Origin of the sequence: Nostoc sp., assembly GCF_036917455.1 — a bacterium.
Lineage (GTDB): Bacteria > Cyanobacteriota > Cyanobacteriia > Cyanobacteriales > Nostocaceae > Nostoc.
In genome coordinates, this window is record NZ_JBALDK010000059.1 from 46,297 (window position 1) to 66,370 (window position 20,074).

General features: G+C 43.7%; 12 protein-coding genes and 1 pseudogene. 12 read left to right on the forward strand and 1 reads right to left on the reverse strand.

Annotation, left to right across the window (positions count from 1 at the left end; genetic code table 11):
- Positions 1-20: 20 nt before the first annotated feature.
- The 7 genes and pseudogenes from V7K42_RS06625 to V7K42_RS06655 all read left to right on the forward strand — a co-directional run.
- A complete protein-coding gene (locus V7K42_RS06625) occupies positions 21-446 on the forward strand; it encodes a sensor histidine kinase (protein WP_334914649.1) in 426 nt (141 codons plus the stop codon).
- Positions 443-898, forward strand: coding sequence for a response regulator (locus tag V7K42_RS06630; protein WP_334914651.1), 456 nt, complete (start codon positions 443-445; stop codon positions 896-898). The genes V7K42_RS06625 and V7K42_RS06630 overlap by 4 nt, the downstream gene beginning before the upstream one ends.
- A 63-nt stretch (positions 899-961) precedes the next feature.
- Positions 962-2,455 (forward strand): hybrid sensor histidine kinase/response regulator, encoded by a 1,494-nt coding sequence (locus V7K42_RS06635; RefSeq protein ID WP_334914653.1) that lies wholly within the window; start codon positions 962-964, stop codon positions 2,453-2,455.
- Positions 2,433-3,563: a hybrid sensor histidine kinase/response regulator gene (locus tag V7K42_RS06640; protein WP_334914655.1), complete on the forward strand. Its 1,131-nt coding sequence runs from the start codon at positions 2,433-2,435 to the stop codon at positions 3,561-3,563. Before V7K42_RS06635 ends, V7K42_RS06640 begins: the two co-directional genes overlap by 23 nt.
- Positions 3,564-4,071: 508 nt before the next feature.
- Positions 4,072-11,721: a PAS domain S-box protein gene (locus tag V7K42_RS06645; protein ID WP_334914657.1), complete on the forward strand. Its 7,650-nt coding sequence runs from the start codon at positions 4,072-4,074 to the stop codon at positions 11,719-11,721.
- Positions 11,722-11,931: 210 nt separating this feature from the next.
- Positions 11,932-13,053 (forward strand): hybrid sensor histidine kinase/response regulator, encoded by a 1,122-nt coding sequence (locus V7K42_RS06650; RefSeq protein WP_334914659.1) that lies wholly within the window; start codon positions 11,932-11,934, stop codon positions 13,051-13,053.
- A gap of 127 nt (positions 13,054-13,180) precedes the next feature.
- Positions 13,181-13,590, forward strand: a pseudogene (locus V7K42_RS06655) (transposase); the annotation flags it as partial.
- On the opposite strand, the gene V7K42_RS06660 reads toward V7K42_RS06655, so the two are convergent.
- Positions 13,575-14,672, reverse strand: a complete 1,098-nt coding sequence (locus V7K42_RS06660) for a glycosyltransferase family 1 protein (RefSeq protein WP_334914661.1) — start codon at positions 14,670-14,672, stop codon at positions 13,575-13,577. The pseudogene V7K42_RS06655 and the gene V7K42_RS06660 sit on opposite strands and share 16 nt — an antisense overlap.
- A 532-nt stretch (positions 14,673-15,204) precedes the next feature.
- On the opposite strand from V7K42_RS06660, the gene V7K42_RS06665 reads away from it, so the two are divergent.
- The 5 genes from V7K42_RS06665 (at position 15,205) to V7K42_RS06685 (ending at position 19,984) form a co-directional block, all read left to right on the forward strand.
- Positions 15,205-16,347, forward strand: a complete 1,143-nt coding sequence (locus V7K42_RS06665; protein ID WP_334914663.1) for a glycosyltransferase family 4 protein — start codon at positions 15,205-15,207, stop codon at positions 16,345-16,347.
- Positions 16,348-16,359: 12 nt separating this feature from the next.
- Entirely contained in the window at positions 16,360-17,283 is a 924-nt protein-coding gene (locus V7K42_RS06670; RefSeq protein ID WP_334914664.1) for an FkbM family methyltransferase, read from the forward strand.
- 154 nt (positions 17,284-17,437) lie between these two features.
- Complete coding sequence (locus tag V7K42_RS06675) at positions 17,438-18,526, forward strand: glycosyltransferase (protein WP_334914666.1); 1,089 nt, start codon at positions 17,438-17,440, stop codon at positions 18,524-18,526.
- A 6-nt stretch (positions 18,527-18,532) separates the two neighbouring features.
- Positions 18,533-19,720 (forward strand): glycosyltransferase family 4 protein, encoded by a 1,188-nt coding sequence (locus V7K42_RS06680; RefSeq protein WP_334914668.1) that lies wholly within the window; start codon positions 18,533-18,535, stop codon positions 19,718-19,720.
- 135 nt (positions 19,721-19,855) lie between these two features.
- A complete protein-coding gene (locus tag V7K42_RS06685; RefSeq protein WP_334914670.1) occupies positions 19,856-19,984 on the forward strand; it encodes a hypothetical protein in 129 nt (42 codons plus the stop codon).
- The last annotated feature ends 90 nt before the right edge of the window (positions 19,985-20,074 follow it).

Sequence of the window (20,074 nt, forward strand, 5' to 3'; positions counted from 1 at the left end):
GAAATCAGTTAGTTGACCAAGTGATTCACACATTCCATATTGCGATCGCCGAAAGCAACGCCACCATTATGCGCGATTGCCTCCCGACGATCAAAGCCGACAAAGAACAATTCACCCGCTTGTTACAAAATTTAATTGGCAACGCGATTAAATATCGTCAAGAAGAGCCTCCTCAAATTCACATCATTGCGACCCAACAAGACAACCAATGGCGATTTGCAGTGCGCGATAATGGGATTGGGATTGAAGCCCAATATGCAGAGCGCATCTTTATCATCTTTCATCGCTTACATACCCGCCGCCAATATTCTGGCACAGGACTGGGTTTAGCCATTTGCAAGAAAATTGTTGAGCGTCACAACGGAAACATCTGGGTGGAATCAGAGCTAGGGAAAGGATCTGTTTTCTGGTTTACAATGCCAGTAGATTCAGAAACCTCCCAATGAGCAAAGACTCTCACCCGATTGAACCCATTGAAATCCTTTTAGTCGAGGATTCACGAGAGGATGCCGATTTAACGGTTGAAATTCTGGACGATGCCAAAGTTCTCAACCGAATTCATGTGGTGGAGGATGGGGTTGAAGCCTTAAAATTTTTACGGCAGCAGGGCGATTATGCCAATGCACCTCGTCCAGATTTGATTTTACTGGATTTGAATCTATCTAGAAAAGATGGTCGAGAAGTCTTAGCCGAACTCAAAGCCGATCCCGATTTGAAGTTGATTCCGGTTGTGGTTTTAACAACCTCTGCGGCTGATGAAGATATTTTGCGAACTTACACACTGAATGCCAATTGCTATGTTAACAAACCTGTGAGCTTAGAAGAATTTGCTAAGGTGATTCGTTCGATTGAATTTTTTTGGCTGGTGGCTGTGAAGCTTCCCAAACTTGCATCGTAGGCTATAGTTAACATTTGGCGTTGATTTAAGGATTGGTTTTGGCATCACTTTTAGGTAGAACTCATGATGAAGAATGATTCTCTACAAATTCTGTTAATTGAAGATAGCCTAGAAGATGCAGATATATTACAAGAATTTCTGGAAAACGCAGATCAAACTAGCTGGAAAGTTACAGTCGTAGAAAAACTGGCACTAGCCCTCGAACAACTGCATCGCCGCAGCTTTGATGTGATTCTATCCGATCTCTCGCTGCCCGATGCTCATGGCTTGGAGACAATTACCCAACTTCATGCGGTGGTTCCAACCTTGCCGATTGTCGTACTCACCAGCCTCAAAGACGAAGCGATCGCTTTAGAGGCAGTGCGGCAAGGCGCACAAGATTACCTTGTAAAAGGGCAAATTAACGCCTATGCCTTGATTCGAGCCATTCGCCATGCGATTGAGCGATCGCTAATGCAACAGGTAATGCATCAACAGTCAGTGGCGATCGCCGCATCAAGTGAAGGAATTGCCATTTTAGACACCCAATGGAACTATGTATATATCAACGAAGCCTATGCCAAAATCTACGGTTACAAAGATTCGAGTCTACTGCTACAGACCAATTGGAAAATTCATTATGACCCTATTCAACAAGCCCGCTTGAACAACGAAATTAAGCAAAGCCTACAGCAACGGAGATTTTGGCGAGGAGAGACTGTTGGTCATAAATGTAATAGTCAATCTTTTGACCAAGAACTTTCAATCACATTGTTACCGGATGGGGGAACAGTGTGTATTTTGCGAGATATTAGCGATCGCAAACGAACAGAAGCTGCCATACAAGAAGCTTTGCAGCAAGCCAGAGAATTACACCAACTCAAGTCTCAATTCATCACGATGGTTTCCCATGAATTTCGGACACCGCTGAGTGTGATTTTGGTAGCAACAGAGTCGTTAAAACGCTATGCTCATCAATGGACTCCAGAAAAAAACCAGATTCGCTACAATCACATCATCGGTGGAGTGCAGCGGATGACTGAGTTACTCCACGATATGCTGGTTATGAACAGATCGGGGGAACATCAGACCAAATTCAACCCTCTACCACTGAACTTAGAAAAGTTCTGTCAAGAATTAATTGCGACATTAACGACCAGTGAACACCCAATTATTTTTGAGAGTCAGGGCAACAATCGGCAAATTTGCCTCGATCCAACCGTCTTGCAACTCATACTCACCCACTTGCTCTGCAATGCAATTAAATATTCTATGGACGGTGGGAGGGTGATGTTTGACCTGATTTTTGCTCCTGAACAGGTAACTTTCTCAATTCGAGATGAGGGCATTGGCATTCCTCTAGAAGACCAGGACAAATTATTCATCCCGTTTTATCGCGGTAGCAATGTTGGTAATCTGGCTGGGACGGGCATCGGGCTAGCAATTGTTAAGCAATGTGTGGAACAGTGTCAAGGTGTAATCAATGTTACTAGTCAGGTGAATCAGGGTACTCTAATCATAGTAACCTTGCCCATTGCTTTAGTAGAGCAGATTCATGCCCAAGATCCTGGTAATTGAAGATGAGCCATCCCTACGCGAAGAAATACTCGATATTTTAGAATCTGAGGGGTTTGATGTAATGGGAGCAGAAAACGGGGTACAGGGTCTTCATTTGGCTCAAACAACCCCCCCTGACCTGATCCTCTGCGATGTCATGCTACCCGAAGCTGATGGGTATACAGTGTTATCTAGCTTACGACAACACCCAGACACAGCACTGATTCCTTTCATTTTCCTCACCGCTAAAGCGACCCGCGAAAATGTTCGGGAGGGGATGGAGTTAGGCGCAGATGATTATTTAACAAAACCCTTTAGGACGGATGAGTTGCTTAACGCTATTACAAGTCGATTGAATAAGCAAGCAGCGATCATCCAGATCCATCAGAAAGTTACCCACCTTCAGCACTCTAATTTACTCAAAGACGAATTTATCGAGACTGCATCACAGGAATTACGAAGACCTGCGACCAATATTATGATGGCGTTGAAACTCCTGCGACAAGCTTCCAACCCAGAGCAAACGCAACGCTATATCGATCGATTGCAGCAGGAGTGTTCCCGCGAAATTAATCTGATCAATGACTTGCTCGATTTGCATTATTTGGGTGCAAACGAACGTCCCTTACAACCGGAAACGGTGAATTTACAAACCTGGATTCCAGCGATCGTCGAACCATTTAAAACCCAGGCTCGACAACGCCAACAAATCCTCTGGAGCAACATTCCACCCTATTTGCCAATGCCCATAATCGATGCCGCAGATTTCAAGCGCATCTTGAGCGAACTGCTCAACAATGCTTGTAAGTTCACGGCTCCCGGCGGCAAGATTGTTTTGGAAGCTCGTTGTGATTTGATTGCATCCGATGGTCAGATGATTATGTTCATTATTAGCAACGAAGCAGAGATTCCAGATGAGTTCATTCCCAATCTGTTCCAACCGTTTTATCGGGCACCAGAGGTCGATCGATGGCAGCAAGGCGGCAATGGTCTAGGCTTAACACTGGTTGAGAAATTGGCTGAACGACTAAACGGTAAAGTTCAAATTAGTAGTAAAGCGGGTTGGACTCAGTTTACCCTTCAACTACCTATGGAGACTAATCTGCCTGTTGCCTTGGCTCCTAACTAAATCAGAGGAATTCATAGCAGAGATAAGTAGGTCGGCTTGAAGAAGGCAGGAGGCAGGATAGCGCAGCGTTAGCGAGTCCGCGTTCGCTTTTAGCGTCTCGTAGAGAGCGTCGCCAGGGGGCAGAAGGGAAGAGAAATTTAATCGAGGCGTTGCATAAATCCGGGATGAATCGGCGCTTGAAAACATTGATAATTCATTCCAGATTGGGCGAAAATATCCTATCCCTCTTCTGTCACTCTCCGAAAACATTTGCCATTTCTAGATTCTAGAGCTTTTGTATAGCAAACGATCGCGCGATTATTTTCTAATAACAAATACAAGACTCATTTTTTTTCTAGTAGTATAGCTTGTATTGGTTGCCTCATGAGGCTTCTAGCGATCACCCTCCCGGAGAGTGACAGAAGAGGGTTAAGCTAGACTGAATTGTTAGAGCAATCTCTGGGTGGTGTTCTGGTTTTACCCTGAATAACCCGATGTTTCTGATCCCACTATTGCGGCTGGAAAGGTTATGTTCTTGCCCCACTCATTTCTGCTAAGGCTTGCCCTAGAAAACACGATCGCACCGCCGCCCATCACAGTTACGCAAGATGTGCTGGTGACAGAGGCGATCGCACTTTTGAATTCCAGTTCTTGCAACTTCGATCCCGGTATGGGCGCTAACGACTGCACAGGCTGTTTAGCTGTAGTCAGTGAAAACCAACTGGTGGGACTGTTCAGCGAACGAGTGGTGACACGTCTTGTTGCCAGTGGGCGATCGCTCGCTGGAGTTACTTTAGCAGAGGTGATTGAACCACCAGCGATCGCCTTACGGCAATCTGAGTTAACTAATCCTGAGGTTGCCCTGAGCCTTTTAAGAAAACACCAGATTCAGCACTTGCCGATATTAGACGACAATGGGCAGTTATTAGGGCTGCTGACCTACGAAAGTTTATGCCGTTTGCTGCAACCTGTAGAACCCGATCGGCCAGATGAGGCATCAATCGCCGCTTTGAAACTTCAGACAGAGCAATCGCAGCTTTTAATGGCAGTCTCAACGCGGATTCGAGCTTCGCTGAGTTTGGCGGAAATACTCAATGCCACGGTGTCTGAAGTGCGGCAGTTTTTGGGCTGCGATCGCGTGTCGATCTATCACTTTTTGGAAAATGGGCAGTTCCAGGTCGTGGCAGAGTCCCTCGCTGTCGGTCAACGCTCCTTTGTCAGTGAAGCGATTTACGATCCTTGCTTTGCTCCAGATTGGGCAGATCGATATGGCCAAGGACGAGTGCTAGTAGTTCCCGATATCTATACGGCAGGGATGACCCCCTGCCATGTTGAGTTATTGGAGCATTTACAGATTAGAGCCAAAATTCTAGTGCCGGCGATCGTTAACAACCAATTTTGGGGGCTGGTTAGCGCCAGTGAATCGGCTGTGCCTCGTGATTGGCAATCGGCTGAGGTCACATTTTTAGAACAACTTGCCATTCAGGTGGCGATCGCCATTCAACACAGCGAAACGGCGACCCGATTCCAGCAACAGCGACAAGAGCTTACCGCATTGCTAGATTATTCCCCTGACGTGATTTTTCGGCTCGATCGAGACTTACATTACCTTTATCTCAACGCAGCTGTTGAGGTGGAGTTGGGCTACGCGCCTGAAGCGCTGATTGGTCAACCATTGCTCGCTGCCACCTTTGCCCCAGAACATTTTGCTGAGTGGCAAACTCTCACTCAACGAGTAGCAGCAACCCGCCAAGAACAAACGAGTGAATATCAACTTTGCCTTCACTCGCGCTCCATCTGGTTTCAAACCCGTGTCGTTCCAGAATATGACATGGATGGAACCGTTACGTCGTTTTTGTGCGTGGCGCGCAATATCACCCAAAAGAAGCAAGCTGAAGCTAGACAAGACGTTGATATAGGCGGCTTGCTAGAGTGGCAAAACCGCCATCATGCTGCCCAGCTAGCCACTAAGCAAGTGCTGTATGAATGGGATACATCCTCCGATCGCATGACGTGGGGCATCAATGCCGAGCAGGTGTTTGGCTATAGCGCCTCTGAAATGCCCCAGACATCAGCCGATTGGTTTGCTAACATTCATCCAGAGGATGAGAAGCGGGTGCAAACGGCCGCTGCAGAGTATTTTGAACATCAGGGACATCTCTACTTGCAATATCGGTGGCAACATCAGGCTGGCCATTACATCTGGATTGAATCTCAGGCACAGTTTTTTGCAGATGCTAACGCCAACTTAACTCAGATTATCGGGTATGTCACTGATATTAACGAGAGGAAAAGGTTAGAAGCCGAACGCACGCAGCTAGAAACTGCCCTCAGAGAAAGCGAAGCCCAACTCCGACAAATTTTTGACAACAGTCAGGATGTGTTTTTTCTCAAATCCCTCGATGGTAAGCAGATGATTTATACCAGCCTAGCCTGGGAATATCTTTACCAAACGCCGTTGCAGCAAACCTATGATAATCCTCAAGCTTGGCTCGATTTTATTCATCCAGATGATCGCGATGGCATAGCCACATTTGACAAGCAAGCTTGTCAAAGGAAAGAGGTTTGCTCCTTTGCCTATCGGATTATCCGTCCCGATAAATCCATTCGCTGGCTCTGGAACCGCAGCTTTCCGATTCGCAACGAAGCCGGAGAGATTTACCGTCTTGCTGGGGTCAACATCGATATTACTGAGCAAAAAAAACTGGATCTGGAATTAAGTGCAGTCAAAGAACGCTATCAACTCGCCATTCGGGGTATCGGCGAAGGAGTGTGGGATTGGGATATTGTCAGCGATCGCATCATTGCCAGCGATCGCTATTGGAAAATTTTAGGCTACCCACCCCCAGCCAAAAACGCCTGCAAGTTTGCCTATGAGGTGCTTAGTGAAGAGATCCATCCCGACGATCGCGATCTGATGCAATTAACCCTAAAAGGCCACCTAGAAGACCATCTGCCCTATGAAGTAGAATTTCGCAGACGTAAGCAATCAGGTGAGTATATTTGGTGTCGTTCTCGTGGAGAGGCAATCCGCGATCAAACTGGCAAGCCGATTCGCATGGTGGGAGCGATCGCAGATATCACAGAACGGAAAGCAATGGCAACTGCTCTACAAGCTAGTGAAAAAACCCTGCGCCAGGTAGTCAGTACAGTTCCTGGAGTGGTTTATACCTATTGCCGTTCTGTGGATGGAACGAAAAGTTTTCGATTTATTAGCCAAGGTATTATCAAGCTTTGCGATCGCACCCCAGAGGAAATCCTCAACGACTCCCAAGTGCTTTGGCATCTGATCGTTCCAGAGGATGGAGAGAGGGTGCGGGATTTGATTGACCAATCTGCCGCAATGCTCACCCCTTGGACGGCTGAGTTTCGCCTGATAACTGCTAGCGGGGTCTTAAAATGGGTTTCCGGTCATTCCATCCCCTCCCGACAAGCAGATGGTAGTATTATTTGGCACGGCATTATAATTGATATTAGCGATGTCTACGACGAGCTTCGCTTACGCAAACAAGCCGAGCTAGAACGCCAGCGCAGCGAAGCTCTGCTTCAGGCATTTATCGCAGCCTCTCCAGTTGGGCTAACTCTGTTCGATCGGGAACTGCGCTACCTCTATGGCAACGAGGCATTAGCCAAAATGAATGACCTGCCATTAAGTGAGCATTTGGGACGCACCTTATGGGAAGTTTTGCCGAAAATGGCATCTCAGTTTGCTCCCATGCTGCTCCAGATTATGGAAACCCAAGTGCCAGTTCTGAATCTGGAGTTTAGCGGTGAGGTCAAACCAGGTGAATTTCGCAGCGCAATCTCCAATCACTATCCTGTTTGTTTACCCAATAGGGAAGTAATCGGCGTTGGCGTATCCGTGATGGACATAACCGAACTTGTCCAGGCACGACAAAAACTGAGGGAAAGTGAAGCCCGCTTCCGTACCCTGGCAGACAACATTTCTCAGTTTGCTTGGATAACTGACGAACATGGCTGGATTGAATGGTATAACCAGCGCTGGTTTGACTACACAGGCACCACACTGGCAGAAATGCAGGGCTGGGGATGGCAGCAGGTACATCACCCCGATCATGTCGATGGGGTAGTGAAGAAAATTAGCCACTGCTTTGAAACAGGCGAAATCTGGGAAGATACCTTTCCCTTGCGCGGTGGAGATGGGCAGTACCGTTGGTTTCTCTCTCGTGCTATTCCCATCCGAGATGAACAGGGTAGGGTGTTGCGCTGGTTTGGCACCAATACAGAGATCACCGAACAAAAACAAACCGAAGTTGCTCTGCAAACAAGTGAGCAAATACTGCGTCAACTTACTAATATGGTGCCTGGAGCCGTCTATAAATATCAGCGCTTGCCGAGTGGGTCAAAGAGCTTCATCTTTATAAGCGAAGGTAGTGTCGATTTGTATGAATATACGCCAGAGGAAATCCTCAAGGATATGCAAATCGTGTGGGATATTATTTTGCCAGAAGATATAGAACAAATCGACGCTTCCATCGATCGATCGGCTGCAACGCTCGAAGCATGGGAGATGGAGTTTCGCATCAGAACTCCTAACGGCATCTTGAAGTGGATTTCAGGACATTCTATTCCCTCTCAGGAAGAAGATGGCAGTATTATTTGGTTTGGCATCTTCACAGATATAAGCGATCGCAAACAAGCCGAGCTAGCGCTTCAAGCAAGCGAACGCCGTTATCTAAACTTAGCTGAACTATCACCAGTTGGCATTTTCCACACCGATCCGAGCGGAGACTATAAATATGTCAATTCCCGCTGGTGTCAACTAGCAGGGCTGTCCTTCAAGGAGGCAATGGGCACGGGGTGGGCACAAGCATTGCACCCCGAAGACCGCGATTGGGTCTTTCTCAACTGGCAAATATCTACCCAGTCCCAGACTCCCTTTTTAATGGAGTGTCGCTTTCAGAGACCAGATGGAAAGGTGCATTGGCTGATCTGTCTGGCGATCGTTGAAACTGGTACCGCTGGCAACGTAATTGGCTATATAGGAACTATCACTGACATCACTGAGCGCAAATACTCTGAACAAGCTCTGCGAGAAAGCGAACAACGCTACCGCGACCTGGCAGAAGCAATGCCCCAGATGGTCTGGTTGACAGATGAAACAGGTGCCGTTAACTACTTTAACCAACGCTGGTATGACTACACGGGGCAAAGTCAAGCTGAGGCAATGGGATTGGGCGGAGCAGCAGCGATTCATCCCGATGAGCGCGATCGCACCCTCCAGGAATGGGGAGAAGCCATCACAACGGGCAAGTTATTTGAGATCGAATATCGTGTCCGTCATCATCAGGGACTATACAGCTGGTTTCTGGCGCGCGGAGTGCCAATCCAAAACCTAGCAGGAGAAATTACAGGTTGGGTCGGCACAATTACCGATATCGATGACTTTAAACGCGCAGAACTGGCACGGAAACAAAGCGAAGCCCGTTTCCGTGCTGTGTTTGAGCAGGCAGCAGTGGGAATTGTGGAAATGGATGTGGCCGGTCGATTTTTGCAGGTTAATCGCCGTATTTGCGACCAATTAGGCTATACGGAAGCAGAAATGCTGGAGCTAAACTTCCAGAGCCTCATACCCAGACCAGATGATTTAAAGCTCTATTTAAACTACTGGCAACAGCTTTTCGCCAAAAAGATTGATTCCTTTTCGCTGGAAAAATGTGTGCTTCACAAAAACGGAGAGTTACGCTGGTACAACATTACAGTGGCTTCAGTCCGTGATGCAGATAAAACCGTAAATTATTGTATTGGTGTAATTCAAGATATTCAGGATCGCAAACAGGCAGAACTGGCACTACAAGAGCTTAACCAGGAGCTAGAAGCCAAAATTGCTCGACGCACAGCAGCATTGAGTGAGAGTGAAGTGCGCTATCGGTCTTTGTTTGAACAGGCATCTGTCGGCATTAGCCAATGTCACGCATCAGGACGCTATATCCAAGTCAATCAACGCTTTTGTGAACTGACTGGCTATACTCAATCTGAGCTACTGGAGATGTCTTGGCAAGACTTGATTCATCTAGAAGATCTGGAAGTAATCCAAGGTGAGTTGGCTCATTTACATCACGGTGAGTTGGCATCGATAACCCCTGAAATCCGCTATATCCGCAAAGATCGTCGGCTACAATGGGTTAGTCTTACAGTATCAATGCTGTATAACGCTGCGGGTACACTCATTGGTGACTTGGCGGTGGTGGAAGACATTAGCGATCGCAAGCACATTGAGCAACAACTCCAAAACAGCGAAAAGCGCCTCAAAAAAATCATTTCTAAGACAGTTGATGGCATCCTGATTCTAAATTCCCAAGGACAGATTCTTTTCAGCAATCCGGCTGCCGATCGAATTTTCAATTGCCAAAAGGCAGACTACCAGGGTGCAGATTTAGGAATTTCCATCACGCTCCAAAAGACGTTTGAACTGGAGATTCCGCATCCCACTGGCAGGGTGACTACAGTTGAAGTGCGCGTTGAGGAAATTACCTGGCAGGATCGTAAAGCCTTTCTAGCTGCGATCCGAGATATCAGCCACCGCAAGCAAACTGAGATCGATCTGCAAGCAAGCGAGCTTTCCTATCGCACCCTAGCTGAAAACCTACCGGGAATTGTCTACAAGCTGTATCCCGCTCAAAATAATACATTTGTCTTTTTTAACGATCGCTTAATGACGTTATTCCAGCTTGACCCGATAGATATCGCCAATCAAGGCACTCTCTGCCCAGTCAACTCGCTGATTGTGCCAGAAGACCGCGATCGCGTTATCGAAGTAATTCAAGCCGCGATCGTCCATCAACAGCCCTTTCAGGTCGAATATTGCATTCAGATCCCTGCAACCGAAGAAAAACGATATTTGCTTGAGCAAGGCAGCACCGTAACTGACGACATTGGGCAAGCGTTGCATATTGTTGGGATTATTTTTGATGTCACAGAAATCAAACAGACTGAGGAAAAACTTCGGAAGATTAATGAACGACTAACTATTGCCAATGCGGAACTCGCACGAGCGACCCGCCTCAAAGACGAATTTCTGGCAAACATGAGCCACGAACTTCGTACCCCTCTGAACTCCATCCTGGGACTGTCTGAAGTCTTGCAAGAAAGAACCTATGGCAATTTAACCGAGCAACAACACCACGCCTTAACCACAATTCAAACCAATGGTCAGCATTTATTAGAGCTAATTAATGACATTCTCGATCTAGCCAAAATCGAATCCGGCAAGCTATATCTACAAATGACAACCGTTTCAGTTCAGCAGCTTTGTCGAAGCACAATTCCTTTTATCCAACAGCAAGCCTTCAAAAAGCAAATTAGTTTTACCCTTGAACTGTCTCCCAATCTGACTTACATCGAGTTAGACGAACGACTTATCCGGCAGGTATTGATCAACCTACTCACCAATGCCGTCAAGTTTACACCCAACGGTGGTGCTGTCATATTAAAAGTGCAAGGCAATGCACTAGAACAAACATTGAGCTTCAGCGCAATCGATACTGGCATTGGGATTGCTCCAGAAAATATTAGCAAGCTGTTTCAGCCTTTTGTTCAAATCGATAGCAATTTGTCTCGGCGTTATGCTGGTACGGGGTTAGGTTTAGCCTTAGTCCGACGCATTATCGAGCTACACAAAGGCTCCGTGACGGTTCGCAGCACTGTCGGTCAGGGTAGCCAATTTACAGTGGTGCTTCCCTGGAAACACGTCAACCCGCCCAACTCAGACAAGTCTCTCGATCGCACCGCTGCTGTTATCCAAATTGCTTCAGAATTCTTACCTGTAGAAACAATGAATATAGCAGAGAAACCTGTCGTTCTACTGGTAGACGATAACCTGGATAACATTGAGACGCTAAAAGCCTATTTAGAATTGAAAGGGTTTAATATTGTAGTTGCTCACAATGGTTTGCAAGCGATTAATCTCACCCAGACACAGTCCTTCAACTTGATTTTGATGGATATTCAAATGCCAGGGATGAATGGGCTACAAGCGATTCGCCAAATTCGATTGCAGGAGCAAGACAAGCGCATTCCTATCCTAGCGATAACGGCTTTAGCTATGTCGAAGGATAAAGAACAGTGTTTAGCTGCTGGAGCGAATGATTATTTGACCAAGCCCTTCAGTCCCATCCATCTCGTCAACGTGATGAAAAAATATCTCCAGTTGTCGTAACTGAATATGTCTGACAGTGAGGGGAGAGTTTAAAAGTTATCTTTGCTCGGTGTGTTTTACGGTTGTTCGTAGCTCAGTGGATACTGTTGGAAAAAGTGTTACAAATGGATAAACAAAAGTGTTACAACTAGAAGCCGCAATTAGAAGATAAAGGTGTAATCTTACGTAACACTTAAAATACAAGTATGTGTTACATTCGCCAACAGTATCATGAGTGAATTTGAAATAGTCAATCAAGAACTGACGATTCTGTTAGTGGATGACGAACCCGATAACTTTGAAGTCATCAGCGGCATTCTGTACAATTCTGGCTACCGTTTGGGATATGCATCCAGTGGTGTTAGTGCCTTAGAACGGCTAAAAAAGAGTCAGCCTGATGTGATTTTGCTTGATGTGATGATGCCAGAGTTAGATGGCATTGAGGTGTGCTGTCGCATTAAGGCTAATCCAAATTGGAAGCATATTCCGATCGTTATGGTCACTGCATTGAATGCGAAAGAAGATTTAGCTCGTTGCCTCGAAGCTGGAGCCGATGATTTTCTGAGTAAGCCTGTAAGTGCAGTAGAGTTACGCGCCAGAATTGGCTCGATGCTCCGCATTAAGCAACAGTATGATGCCCTCAAAGCCTCTCTGCAAGTGCGATCGGACATGGCAAATATGATTGTGCATGATTTGCGTAATCCTCTGTCCAGCATTCTTCTGTCCTGTGAAATGCTGGAGCGAGCAAAGTTGCCCGAGCAATATCAAACTCGGATCAATCGCATAAAAATAGCGGAACAACAGTTGCGATCGCTAACCGAAAGCCTACTGCTAATGGCAAAACTAGAGTCAGGAAAAATGATCCTGAATCTTGAGGAAATTGAGCTGAGTCGCCTTGTTAATACTTGTATCACCGATATGCAGGCGATTGCAGGGCAGAAAATGATTCAGATGATTCCCGACCTCCCAGAAATCGAAAGACCCATTTGCGCCGATAAGCTCGTGATGCGTCGAGTTTTAGACAATTTATTGTTAAATGCGATTAAATTTTCTCCGTCAAAAAGTCAAGTCACGGTGCAAATCAATTATTTAGACGACCTGATAACCCAGATTCGAGTGATTGATATGGGTGTTGGAATCGCTGACGAGCTGAAGCAACGAGTCTTTGAAAAGTATGAAATAGGTACTCTGATGGAAGACATTCACCAAGTTGGCTTAGGGTTGGCATTTTGTCAGATGGCGATCAAAGCTCATGGCGGCAGGATCTCAGTGGAAGATAATCAGCCCAAAGGGTCAGTCATCTTAATAAAAATCAGCAGCCTCCCTCCGGGAGCAAAACACCCTTACTTTTGAAACTGGCCGATACCTCAGTTTAAGATTAGATTTTTCCATAGTCCAAGCAAGAAAATTAATATTAGGTATTGAGCCGAGATACGGATACTGTTGGCGAATATACTACATATTTGTAAATACAAATATGTTGAATAGGTTGGAACAATGTCCTGAAGATGTAGAACAAGGAGCCGGCAGTCTGTATCATAAAATTGGGCATTCTTCAGCAGAAATTGAAAGCCTATTTGTAAGTATATTTTTAAAATTTTACTCAAAAGAACCACGAAAAATTATTTTGGACTTAGATGTAACCGATGATTTAGTACACGGCAATCAGGAGCAAGTTTTCTTCAATACTTGTTACGGAGGATACTGCTATGCTCCACTTTATATTTTCTGTGGAAAACATTTGTTAGCAGCCAAACTTAGACCTTCAAATGTAGACCCAGCAGCCGGGGCATTATCAGAACTACAGAGAGTGATTAAACAAATACGGCAACAATGGAAGAACGTTGAGATTTTAATACGTGGGATAGTGCCTACTATCGGGACGACATCAAAGTAACAAAAGTATGAGCTTGAACTGATAATTGGTGCTTTTGATACCAAGCATAAGCATTGTCTGCTACTACCTGCCCTGCTGATAAATTCATCCTGTGCTGATACTTGTTCCCCAGCCAGTAGTGTTTCCCTGCTTGCAGACTATCTACGTCTTGTCCTTGATCCCATGTACATATAGGTAATAATCTGTGAGCGCAGTAAGCAGCAAAAATTCCTGATTTTGTCAGGAATTCAGTAGGGTAATTCAAAAAACCTGCTACTGAATTTGATAGTAAACTGCTGATGTCAGGAGCAGATTTAATTCCCAAACAGACGATAGAAATATCATTTACTGGTTCAATTTTAAAATCTAAAGCAGAACCAATATCTAAAATTTCCTCAATTTCTAACTCCAAACAGGTCCGTTGCAATGCCAATCGCGAGTTTTGATAAACACGAGAACGCGGCCCGCAGCTGCCGAGTATTACTAAACGTCTAGGACGTTCCAATAAAGAGGTAAGATGCTCTGGTTCACCTATATTAGAAAAAACTGGCAAAGTCGGAATTGTAGAGTGTTTTCCTCGACCTAATCTATTGATAATTTCAGCATATATTTGATTGTTGGTAAGACAACGATCGCTCAAGCGAACCAGACGTGCAGCTAAATTTCTTTGCAGTGGTGATGTCCAAAACTGACTTGTCCAAATTGAACCAAAAGCATACACTTCATGAAACATCGTTACCAAATGTCGAGAATTAGTAGCTTTTCGCCAACGTTCCAAGCCTTCCACTAACCAAACTGGACAGCCTCGTTTTGCATAACCATAGCCTACATAATGCAAAATAACAGTAGTTATTGAGTGCTGTTCATTGGTTAATAATTTTAAAAGAGCTGTACTAGAGCATTCCGCCACTTGATGAACTGCAAACCCCTCTACAAAAGCTTCACCAGACCAATTAGGATCTCCAATTACAAAGCTGGTCATCCAGCCAAAATCTTGACGCAGTTGCTTTGCTATATTTAACCCATAGTCTCCTACTCCATCAATAGCAGGGATTAGACGGGGAACAATTGCAATGATGGGAGCAATAGGTTGCATTAGAAAATATTTCTTGACAGTGGTCAATATTTTATACTGTGATTTGCAATACTGCTGTTAGTATAATTAAAAATATTTTAACAATTCAAAATCTATCCGGGAAATTTGAGGGTGACAGTACAACCGCTCACTTTCCGCCAAATTCAACATTTAAGACAGTTTCAAAGGGTGATTTAGCATAAATTCCAGCCAGTCACTTAGGCAAGTTTCCCAACTTGGAAGAACTGGCGTTGAGCGGCGGCTCCAAGCACTCAGAACTTTCAAAAACAGATCCCGACAAAAACTGAATGTAGTGGAGTCACCAGAACTCTGAGCTAAATGTTGATGTTGCGGGTCTTAACCCCCTTAACTTCCGATCAACTTTCTTACAGTTCAGCAAAATGTTGACAAAAGTGCTATGTCCAGAATAGTTTGGATAACCCTACAAAATAATGCAGATGAAATTTGTCAGTTAGTTAGACTTAAACCCTATTATTGAAATTACCGCAGTGAGTGATGATGAAAAGCCAATATACAAACGTAAATTTGATGTATGCCTCATCCACGAAAACTTCTTTCTATTAGTCACTCCTATGTGGTAAAACTGAACCGCCGACTTATCAATGAAATAGCCTTTTTGGGAAAAGGAGAATGGGAAGTCACTGCGGTTGCTCCTTCGTTTATACATGGAGATTTACGATCAATATATTTGGAAGCTGATCCTAACGAAATCTGTCACCTAGAAGCAGTACCAGTTTATTTCAGCAAGCCTGCTCACGTTTTGACTTATGGTTGCCGACTTAAGGTGATTATGGAGCAAAGCTGGGATTTGGTGCATTGTTGGGAAGAGCCTTATATTTTTTCTGGTGGACAGATTGCTTGGTGGACAGAGAGGAAAACTCCACTAGTTTTTTCTAGCTTTCAAAATAAATCTAAGCGATATCCACCTCCATTTAATTGGATTGAGCAATATGCCATGAATCGGGCAACAGGATGGATTACTGGTGGGCAGACTGTCGTAGAAACTTTAAAACCTCGAAAAGGATATTCACTTCCTATGCGACTTATTCCTCTCGGTGTAGATGTTAACCATTTCTACCCATCGGTTGATGCCAAGCACCAGATTCGTCGATTTCTTGCTTGGGAAGAGAAAGGGACACCTGTTATCGGTTTTCTGGGGCGCTTTGTTCCTGAAAAAGGATTAGATTTACTCATGCAAGTTATAGATAGTTTACAAACTCCTTGGCGAGCTTTGTTTGTCGGTAATGGAGTAATGGAATCATCACTACGAAGGTGGGCAAAGCATTATCCTGAACAGGTGCGAATTTGTACACATGTAAAACATAGTGAAGTTTCCCAATACCTCAATGCTATGGATATACTTGTCGCTCCTAGTCAAACCATCTCTAACTGGCGAGAACAATTTGGGCGAATGCTCATTGAGGCATTTGCCTGTGGTGTTCCTGTAATTGGCAGTGATAGCGGCGAAATTCCTTATGTTATTCAAGATGCTGGTTTAGTAGTTGGTGAAAAGGATGAGTTGGGTTGGGTTGCAGCTATTTCTGAATTACTTAACAGCCCCTCAGGTCGGCAAGAACTGGCTACTAAAGGTTTAGAGCGAGCACACACATTGTACGCTTGGACATCTGTTGCCAAACAGCATTTAGAATTTTTTACCGAACTTTTGAATAAATAAAAATAAGTATTTATGAAACTAGCTTTACGTAATTCTATTGCTTATATCTTACGCTCTTTACCTTACTTTAAAGGCAAGTATAAGTTAAGTAAAGTACTTATTCCTTTAATGACAAATTATCAATCTGATGAAGAGTGTTTTGTAAAAATTAAAATGCACCAAGGTAGTATAATCTGTCTTGACTTGCGTAGTCTTTTAGAGCAAAAAGTCTTTTTTTCAGGGGAATATGATGGTGGCATTATTCAGATACTATCTAGACTTTTACATCCAGGAGTAGTAATTTTTGATGTTGGTGCAAATATTGGACTTTACTCCATATCTTTAGGAGAAAAACTCAAAAAAAAAGGCGTTAAATCTCAAATATGGGCTTTTGAACCAGTTGCATCTAATTTTAACCGTCTAGCTAACTTAGTTGAAATCAACCAATTAACGAATATCATTTATCCAGTCAGTACTGCCCTTGGAAACCAAGAGGGAGAAATACAACTCTGTATGGTAGATGAACAGAATAATTCATCAACTGGCAATGCTTTTTTATTAAAAAAAGGTCTAGTTAATAAAGAGAAGCCTACTTGCTCATCACTTATCACTAAGTTAGATAACTTTGTTGAAAAAAATAATATTTCAAAATGCGACATTATCAAAGTAGATATTGAAGGTGCTGAAATGGATTTTCTATTAGGAGGATTGAATTTTATTAAAAAAACTCGCCCAATAATTTATGGTGAGTTTAATCCATATTGGGTACAGCATTTTGGATATTCTTTTGTAGAGATAGCAGAGTTAGTAATTCCTTGGGAATATAAGTTGTACCAACAAGTAGGGCGTAAACATTTTATTGAAATTAAGGAAGTAAAAGCGGGGATTTCAGACGTACTAATGGTTCCCAAGGAGAAATTGCCTGACCTATTAGTAAAATTAAATATACTTCAATAGTTTAAGTATGTCTACCTACACATTAATAATATAAGTTAGACATTTAAAAAATAAACTTTTTTATCTCACTTAACAATTACAATACAAAATAGATAGGATGGCTCAAATACAGCTCGCAATCATTTGCGATTACCTTGAAGAAAAATGGCATAGCATGGATCTCTGTGCTCAGATGCTACTCCAAGAACTGCAAGCTGAACATCTTGCATCTATTCAAGCTATAGAAGTTTGTCCAACATTTAACTGGCGTTGTAAACAAATTCCTCGACTCGGTAAAAAGCATTTTGCCTACAATACCGATCGCCTGATTAACCGATTTTGGGACTATCCCCATTATCTCAACCAACGGTTAGCAGATTTTGATTTATTTCACATTGCTGACCATAGCTATGCTCATTTAGTTCATGTCTTGCCTCCAGACCGCACAGGTGTATACTGTCACGATATTGATGCCTTTCGTTCTTTGGTAGAGCCAGAGCAAGAACCTCGGTCTAAGTGGTATAAAGCCATGTCTCTCAGAATTCTGCGCGGTTTACAATCATGCGCCGTTGTATTTTATTCCACAACAGAAGTCAAAAAACAAATTGAGCATTATCAACTGGTAAAACCATCGCGTCTAGTCTACGCGCCCTATGGTATTGCCCCAGAATTTGGTATTGTTCCTGAGAACGAAACTAATAATGACCAACAAATATTAGGAAAAATAGGTGAAGTCCCTTTTTTACTACATGTCGGTAGTTGCATTCCCCGCAAGCGTATTGACATTCTTTTAGAAGTGTTCGCACAGATACAAGCTATTTATCCAAAATTGCAACTTGTCAAAGTCGGTGGTGAGTGGACACAAAGCCAACAGCAACAAATTGCTCAGTTGAATATCGGCAATTCAATAATTCATTTACAGGGTTTACAGCGTCCAACTATAGCAGCCCTTTATCGACGAGCATCAGCAGTGTTATTAACAAGTGAAGCAGAAGGCTTTGGATTACCTGTTATTGAAGCCTTAGCCTGCGGGGCCATCGCAATTGTCAGCGATATTCCTGTACTCCGTGAGGTGGGTGGAGAAGCGGCGGTATACTGCCCAACTGCGGATGTGTCAGCTTGGGTAAAGACGTTAGAACAGCTATTGCTAAACCCAACTAGCGCCCCTGTGATTGATCTTCGCCTGAGCCAGGCGAAGAGATATTCTTGGTCTGCTCATGCCCAAATTATTGCTCAATCTTATACAAAATTAGCCAGTGATTAAAACTATATGAAAATAGTATTTGTTAACCCGGTAGGAGTAATTGGTGGTGCAGAGAGAGTTTTGCTAACTATCTTAGCTGCACTCGTGATTGCACAGCCAAATATGCAACTACACTTAATAATAGGCACGGATGGGCCATTAAGAGAGCAGGCTAAAAAATTAGGCGTACAGGTAACATTACTGGAAATACCAGAAGAATTTAATCAACTGGGTGACAGTGCCTTTAAAGGTAATAGTAAAGCGATCGCAATATTGATCTTATTATCACAAATAGTCAAAATTTTGCCCAGCATAGGGAAATATCTAAGGGAATTTAATCAATTGCTGCATGAACTCAACCCAGACTTAATTCACTCCAACGGTATTAAGACCCATTTACTAACTGCATTAGTTGGAGTTAAAGGTATACCTATTGTTTGGCACATTCATGATTTCTACGGCTCACGACCATTAATAGCACAAGCTTTAAAATTGATGAATAATCGCGCCACGTTTGGAATTGCTGTTTCCCAAGCTGTAGCACAAGATGCTAGAACTACACTACCTGGTTGGCCGATAGAAGTAATTTACAATGCCATAAATATAGATTACTTTTCTCCTGCTCCTCAATCTTCCCATCTTCCTCTGCGAGTGGGACTGGTAGCTACTTTTGCTCGTTGGAAAGGTCATGACATTTTTCTAGAGGCGGCATCTCACATAGTGAAAGCGCATCCCAACTTAAACCTTCATTTCTGGATTGTGGGTGAACCCATTTATAAAACTCGCGGTTCCCAATTTTCCCAGCAAGAGTTAAAAAACAAAGCCTCATATCTTGGGATTGCAAGCAAAGTTTCTTTTCTTAGTTTTCAGCTAGACATAGCAGAGATTTACCGTTGGTTAGACATTGTAGTTCATGCCAGCACCCAACCAGAACCATTTGGACTAGCAATAGTAGAAGCTATGGCTTGTGGCAGACCAGTGATAGTATCTAAAGCAGGTGGCGCAGCCGAGCTATTTACTCATAACTATGATGCTATTGCTGTACCACCAGGAAAACCTATTGCTCTAGCAGCAGCTATCCTAGATTTGCATGACAACCCTGAAAAACGCCAAGTCATATCAGAAAAGGCTAGGCGTACAGTGATAGAAAATTTTAATCACGAACGTTTAAGTCGCCAAATTATGGCAGTTTATAACAAATTTAATTACAAATAGGACTTACACAACTGGCACAATGAGTCTCGGAACTGCTACGCCGTACCATCAATAATTGAACTATAGGAATCATATTTGATTTCTGAAAGAAACTACGAGATAATACGTATGGATATGTCTGTCTAATAGCTAACAATGATAAACCAGCATATACAAGCCGCGATGCCTTCGGCGAGCTTCGCTAACGCAGAACTACAAGAATTTATAGATTATCGCCCAGATGCGCGTGAGGTGAGGAAAGCGTTGGCAGTCAAACTGGTTTAAGCTGTTACGCAGCTAGATTGTATAATAAGAGATTAAATAATTAATCCAGTATCAGCCACCTATGCCAGCCAAAAATCATCTTTCTGAAGA